Genomic DNA, 6,380 nt, shown 5'->3' on the forward strand with positions numbered 1-6,380 from the left:
CGGCCTGTCACGCCGGGGGTCGCGGGTTCGAGTCCCGTCCACTCCGCCACTTATATTAAGCCTCAGTCGAAAGACTGGGGCTTTTTTCGTTTCTACTGCGACGTTTCCCTGAAGAGTGTTTATACACCTAACTAGACTATTTCACATAATCCCTACTAAGCGAACTCTGCGTAATTACACACTAGGCTTTAATTATAGGCCGTTGATGCTGTGGAAAGGCAATATGACCTACAAACAAGCCTAAGTAATCTATGGTATTCAAAGGCGTTCAACGGCTTGAATCTTGATGAGAAAGAAAAAACGAATTGTGCGCATAATCCAGAAAAGCGTCATATATACCCCATTTCTCCTGGCTCAAAAATCAAACGACTTGAAAAGAATTGGAAGGTGAAAGATTGAAGGAGCTCTTCATTAGCGAGGTGATGATTTTCGACGCTGAACATTTGATGAGTCTCAGAAAAAATATATCGCCAAAGGGTAAGAAGCGCCAGAACAGAGAGGGGTAGCTTAGCTCGAGACTGTAAGCTATGCGGAATACTCACAAACGTCAAAGCTCAAACCCATTAAGAGAGTCGCTCTAGATCTAAGTGGTTATGTGCTCACTAGCGGTACTAGAAAATAGTTAAGTATTCCAAATGGATTATATGAAAAAGCCAACTGCTAAAGCGGTTGGCTTAGTATAAAAATCTCGACGTACTTTAGAGCGAGAAATGATGTCTAAAGAATACGTTTTAAAACACCATCTGCCTTTAGGCGGGTGATTTTTCTGACCAGTCGCTGTACCCCTATAGGATAGTCTTCTACTTTCTCTAATTGCTTATAAGTACAGATAAGGTGAGTATGCTCAAGAATACGCGAAACTTCGTCTTCAAACTTCTCAGTGAGCTTCGCATAATTGTCTTGTATGAGTAGCCCATTTTCTAGGTCGAGTGACCAAGCACGTGGATTTAGGTTATTCCCAGTAAGTAGCATATAGCGTTTATCAACCCAAATACCCTTAAGGTGGAAGCTGTTATTGTCATGCTTCCATAGGTGAATTGACAATTTACGTGCGGCGACATTCGCTTCATTGGCTTTCGCAAAGCGACGCAAATTCACTTCGTAAAGATATGGAAGTCCGCCAATGGTTTTAAAGTCTTCCTCCGGTGCAATGTAAAAGTCGTTGGCGGTTTTATCACCCACAACAATCGTTACTTTCACACCACGCTTCATGGCTCGTTTCACTTCACGATGAAGTGCTTTAGGGAAGTTAAAGTAAGGCGTACAAATGAAAATTTCGTCTTGGGCTGCTGCCAATAACTTTACAATCTGTTGATTGAGCAGATTACGGCGTTTGCCTAGCCCAACTAACGGAGTGACTTTTACGCTTTCTTCTGTTGCAGCTTGGTCTTCAAACTTATAGTTGGCTTGAGCAAGAGAAGCCCTCAGTTGGCGAATCGCCGACTTTATTTCTTTGGTTTCTGGCTTATCTTTTCCTGCAAGATCATTAACGGCAGGGTGAGCAATCATTTCTTCCTGAATGAATTGCACCATTGAATTCGCTAAAGATTCATGTCGAATCACATGGTAACGATCAAATCGATAACGTTCATGATAATGGAGATAAACGTTATTTAAGCTCGCCCCACTGTAGATAACAGTATCATCGACAATGAAGCCTTTTAAATGCAGTACCCCAAAAACTTCTCTGCCACGCACTGGTATGCCATAGACAGGGATTGGGTGTTGGTACTTACTGGCATATGCTTTGTAAAGCGCTGAATTACCCTCAGATGTCTCCGCGCCAATCAGGCCACGCTGCGCTCGATGCCAGTCGACACAGATATTGATGTCCAACCCAGGGTTGCGCTGTTTCGCTTCATAAAGCGCAGTGAGAATTTCACGTCCAGCTTCATCATCTTCCAGATATAGAGCGACTAGGTAAATTCGCGACGTTGCTTTGCTGATAGCATCTAAAAGACGGGTTCTGAATGATTCTGCTGAATATAGAACATCAAAGTCTTCCGGATTGACAGCGAGACTTGGCAACTGTTCGAATGGATTCCTACTTACTATCATATCGGTATGAGTACCTTAGTTTAGTGCAATATTGCGAACCTGCCATTTTATCAAAGATATGATTTACCTGGCTACAAAAGCACGCGTTTTGATGTCGTTGAAGAGATGAATTGCATTGGAATGAGATCTTTACCGCTATCTACATAACGTTGAAATGCCATTTTTAGCGGGTGTGGTAGCTCAGAGCAATCAATTGTTGTGAATCCATGCTTGGAATAATAGGATTCGAGATGTGTAAACGCGAAGCAATAATCGCCATCAGTGAAAACATTGTTTTTACAATGAGTTAGTAGTTTTTTTCCAATTCCTGTTCCCCTAACTTTCGGAATGACCAACATTCCTGTCAACAGACGAACTTTATCTACACTTTTTAAACGTAGTAACGCAATGATTTCACCCTTATGGCTTGCTGTAATGATCAATTCATCCTTTTTGGCTCGACCCGCAGGGTAATACGCTTTGTATAGTTTCTTAATGAGGGGGAGCTTGATGGGATTTAACACTTCTATGATTAATGAGTCTGGTATTGTCACTGCGGTTAAAAGATAACTAATGTAGAATGTCGACAGTTTAAGAGAATCTTATCTGGTGTTGCAAACCTACTATGCAAATTAAAACAAATGCGAGCCTAAAGGCTTACCATACTTTTGGAATTGAACAATCGTGTTCCTATTTAGCTATCGTTGAGTCGCTTGAAGATGTTATTGAGCTATTTCAAAACCCAAGATTCACCCATTTACCGAAACTTTTTTTAGGTAAAGGAAGTAATGTTCTTTTTACAGAACATTTTGAGGGATTAGTGATTGTTAATCGAATCATGGGTAAAGAAGTCACGGAAACGGATGAGCATTACCTATTACATATTGCCGGTGGTGAAGATTGGCCTGAATTGGTTTCCTGGTGTGTGAATCAGGGGATCGGTGGGATCGAGAACTTAGCTTTGATTCCAGGTTGTGCTGGCTCGGCTCCTATTCAGAACATTGGTGCGTATGGCCTAGAGCTAAAAGACATCTGTGATTATGTAGATGTTCTTGATCTAACTACGTTTGAAAACAAAAGAATGCACGCCCAAGACTGTGATTTTGCCTATAGGGATTCCATATTTAAACATGCGTTGCACGGAAAGTGCTTTATCACCGCATTAGGGCTTAAGTTGGCGAAGCAATGGCAGCCGATTAACCAGTACGGCCCTTTACAAAGTATCCCAGAAGAACAACTCAGCCCTGCTTCTATCTTCGAACGAGTATGCCAAGTGCGAAAGGCAAAACTGCCAGATCCAACCAAGATAGGTAACGCAGGTAGTTTCTTTAAAAACCCAGTGATCACACAAGATCACTATGATCGACTCACAAAAAAATACCCTAACGTAGTGGCCTACCCAGCTTCAGGAGGAATGAAAATTGCTGCTGGTTGGCTTATTGATCAGTGTGGATTAAAAGGGAAGTCTGTACACGGTGCGCAGGTCAACCCTATGCAAGCTTTGGTTTTGACCAACATAGATAATTGTAGTGCTGATGACATTGTCGCGCTTGCTTCTTTAGTGAAGCATACAGTATGGGACAAATACCAAATCATACTTGAGCATGAAGTACGCTTTCTCAATCGTACCGGGGAGACCAATTTGGCTCAGATCGAGGCATCTAGATGAGAAAAGATCACTCTACGAAACTTCATATTCTAAAGTTATTAAGTGATGGAGAGTTTCATTCAGGAGAAGCGTTGGGCGACGATCTTAATGTTTCTAGAGCGGCAATCGCTAAGCACATTAAAGGTCTTAGTGAATGGGGTATTGATATTTATCGAGTGCAAGGGCGCGGTTACCAATTAGCCTCACCATTGCAGTTGTTAGACGAGACTCTCCTTACCACTAGCTCGGAGTCACTTGTTGAACTCGTCCCTGTGATTGACTCAACGAATCAATATTTGCTCGACAGAGTCGCGGATTCGGAAAAGGGCCGTGTTTGTATTGCTGAATATCAAGCACAAGGGCGTGGTCGCCGCGGTAGACAATGGGTCTCACCGTTTGGCTCTAACTTATATATCTCTATGTATTGGCGACTGGATGCAGGAATGGCTGCGGCAATGGGCTTGAGCTTGGTGATTGGGATTGCCGCAGTGGAAGCTCTGGAAGAAGTAGGCATGCAAGGTGTTAAACTCAAGTGGCCGAATGACTTGTATTATCAAGATAAAAAACTGGCCGGAATCTTGGTTGAAATGTCGGGTCAGGCCGGTGGGGCTGCTCATCTAGTGATTGGGATGGGCCTGAATATTGGAATGCCTGACGACCAGCCTGAGATTGACCAGCCATGGACCACGTTGAACCAAGTAAATCAGAGTCTCAAGATCGATAGAAATGTTCTAGCAATGACTCTTATTAAGCATTGGAATTCCGCACTTGTCGAATATGAAATGAAAGGACTTACTGGCTTTATCGAACGTTGGAATCGGTTAGACAATTTCCTTAATCGTCAGGTCAAACTGCTTATTGGGCCTAGAGAGGTACATGGCGTCGTTCGAGGCATCGATCATCAAGGTGGAATATTAATCGAAACCTCCCAAGGACTAGAGACTTATATTGGTGGTGAAATCTCGTTGCGTAAAAGTGACTAAGCTTCGATTACTTTCGCAACGAGACTTTATCAACCAAGTGGTTAACGCCTTTGTGTAGAATCAAGTGGGCTCTCTCACGAGTTGGAAGAATATTCAATTCTAAATTGAGCCCATTAATATCATGCCAAATTTGCTTTGCTTTTTTCTTTGCGTCATCGACAGAGAGTTGTGTGTAGTGGCTAAAATAAGAGCCTGGTTTCGTAAAGGCCCCTTGGCGAAACTTTAAAAAGCGTTCTACGTACCAATGTTCAATGGTCTCTGTTTCTGCGTCGACATAAATTGAAAAATCTAAAAAGTCAGAGACGAAGACACGATGCGGGTCATGTGGATAGTCCATTCCACTTTGCAGAACGTTTAAACCTTCAATAATAAGAACATCCGGTCTATCCACTTTCCTTAGTTCATCAGTAATGTCATACGTGATGTGAGAGTAGATGGGTACTTCAAGATCGGGCTTTCCTGCCTTTACGTCAGACATGAACTCGACTAAGCGCTTGATATCATAGGATTCTGGGAAGCCTTTACGATGCATGATACCGCGTTCTTCTAGTACTTTTTTCGGATATAGGAAGCCATCTGTTGTAACCAAGGACACTTTGGGATGATTCTCCCAACGAGAAAGCAATGCCGTTAGAATACGAGCAGTCGTACTTTTGCCTACAGCAACACTGCCAGCGATACCAATTACGAAAGGGGGAGCATGTTCCTCTGTATTTAAGAATTGTTGTAATACGGAATTGCGGCTTTGACGAGCCTGGACATACAGATTCAAAAGACGAGACAAAGGAAGGTAGATCTCTACCGCTTCCTCCATGGTTAGGTTTTCATTAATGCCCTGAAGCGCAGTCAAGTCGTCTTCAGAAAGTGTCATCGGTACAGAGTTTCTTAACTCGGCCCAATTTGCACGGTCAAATGACAAAAATGGACTCATGGGTCTCTTTTATCCTTGGTTTAATAGAAGCAAGAACATACATCAAGCGAACTTCAAAGCAAACGACAAAGGTCGAAGTTTACTTTAAAAAAGCTAAGTTTGTACGAATTTGCAGCAAACGAATCTAAAAAATCGAAATTTATGATTTTTTTTCAAATTACTATTGCAACCTAGAAAATCATTCAATAGAATGCGCACCACTTATGCCGACTTAGCTCAGTAGGTAGAGCAACTGACTTGTAATCAGTAGGTCACCAGTTCGATTCCGGTAGTCGGCACCATTCTTTCCTTTAGTAGTCTGAATGGCTTGAAAATTTGGAGGGGTTCCCGAGTGGCCAAAGGGAGCAGACTGTAAATCTGCCGGCACTGCCTTCGATGGTTCGAATCCGTCCCCCTCCACCATATTCTTTAGGAAATAGCTCTCAGAGTTACGTGTTGCGGGCATCGTATAATGGCTATTACCTCAGCCTTCCAAGCTGATGATGCGGGTTCGATTCCCGCTGCCCGCTCCACTCTAATTTGAGTGCTGATATAGCTCAGGTGGTAGAGCGCATCCTTGGTAAGGATGAGGTCGGCAGTTCGAGTCTGCCTATCAGCACCAGCTCTCAAGTTTATTTCCTTTTGATATTAGATTTACCAATTATCTTTTTTTGGTTGCGTGGTCAATTTGGGCCACCTAAATCCGTACCTAGAGGGACCACTCATGTCTAAAGAAAAATTTGAACGTACGAAACCGCACGTTAACGTTGGTACTATCGGCCACGTTGACCACGGTAAAACA

5 protein-coding genes and 4 tRNA genes are annotated in these 6,380 nt (G+C 42.8%); 6 read left to right on the forward strand and 3 right to left on the reverse strand.

All coding sequences use genetic code 11. From position 1 onward, the window contains the following. Positions 1–717: 717 nt before the first annotated feature. Both pssA and R7Z47_RS23825 read right to left on the reverse strand, forming a co-directional pair. Positions 718–2,058: a CDP-diacylglycerol--serine O-phosphatidyltransferase gene (gene pssA, locus R7Z47_RS23820; protein ID WP_262607153.1), complete on the reverse strand. Its 1,341-nt coding sequence runs from the start codon at positions 2,056–2,058 to the stop codon at positions 718–720. A gap of 71 nt (positions 2,059–2,129) precedes the next feature. Continuing rightward, positions 2,130–2,561, reverse strand: coding sequence for a GNAT family N-acetyltransferase (locus R7Z47_RS23825; protein WP_017821963.1), 432 nt, complete (start codon positions 2,559–2,561; stop codon positions 2,130–2,132). A 101-nt stretch (positions 2,562–2,662) separates the two neighbouring features. Between R7Z47_RS23825 and murB the strand changes: the two genes are divergently transcribed. Both murB and birA read left to right on the forward strand, forming a co-directional pair. Then, a complete protein-coding gene (gene murB, locus R7Z47_RS23830; protein ID WP_262607152.1) occupies positions 2,663–3,706 on the forward strand; it encodes a UDP-N-acetylmuramate dehydrogenase in 1,044 nt (347 codons plus the stop codon). Beyond that, on the forward strand, positions 3,703–4,668 hold the full coding sequence (gene birA, locus R7Z47_RS23835; protein WP_167415510.1) for a bifunctional biotin--[acetyl-CoA-carboxylase] ligase/biotin operon repressor BirA: 966 nt from the start codon (positions 3,703–3,705) through the stop codon (positions 4,666–4,668). The genes murB and birA overlap by 4 nt, the downstream gene beginning before the upstream one ends. 7 nt (positions 4,669–4,675) lie before the next feature. Here the strand turns inward: birA and coaA are convergent, their stop codons facing one another. After that, on the reverse strand, positions 4,676–5,599 hold the full coding sequence (coaA, locus tag R7Z47_RS23840; protein ID WP_005388683.1) for a type I pantothenate kinase: 924 nt from the start codon (positions 5,597–5,599) through the stop codon (positions 4,676–4,678). Between the two features lie 205 nt (positions 5,600–5,804). On the opposite strand from coaA, the gene R7Z47_RS23845 reads away from it, so the two are divergent. The 4 genes from R7Z47_RS23845 to R7Z47_RS23860 all read left to right on the forward strand — a co-directional run bounded on the left by R7Z47_RS23845 (position 5,805) and on the right by R7Z47_RS23860 (position 6,200). Beyond that, positions 5,805–5,880, forward strand: a tRNA-Thr gene (locus R7Z47_RS23845). 36 nt (positions 5,881–5,916) lie between these two features. Then, a tRNA-Tyr gene (locus tag R7Z47_RS23850) sits at positions 5,917–6,001 on the forward strand. A gap of 35 nt (positions 6,002–6,036) precedes the next feature. Continuing rightward, a tRNA-Gly gene (locus tag R7Z47_RS23855) sits at positions 6,037–6,111 on the forward strand. Positions 6,112–6,124: 13 nt separating this feature from the next. Further along, positions 6,125–6,200: transfer RNA gene (locus R7Z47_RS23860), tRNA-Thr, on the forward strand. Positions 6,201–6,380 lie beyond the last annotated feature (180 nt).

Source organism: Vibrio sp. 1641 (assembly GCF_033339995.1).
Lineage (GTDB): Bacteria > Pseudomonadota > Gammaproteobacteria > Enterobacterales > Vibrionaceae > Vibrio > Vibrio alginolyticus.

Bases quoted from the DNA above. Each gene is read 5' to 3' on its own strand.
- pssA (WP_262607153.1), bottom strand. From the start codon at position 2,058: ATGATAGTAAGTAGGAATCCATTCGAACAGTTGCCAAGTCTCGCTGTC.
- murB (WP_262607152.1), top strand. From the start codon at position 2,663: ATGCAAATTAAAACAAATGCGAGCCTAAAGGCTTACCATACTTTTGGA.
- birA (WP_167415510.1), top strand. From the start codon at position 3,703: ATGAGAAAAGATCACTCTACGAAACTTCATATTCTAAAGTTATTAAGT.
- coaA (WP_005388683.1), bottom strand. From the start codon at position 5,599: ATGAGTCCATTTTTGTCATTTGACCGTGCAAATTGGGCCGAGTTAAGA.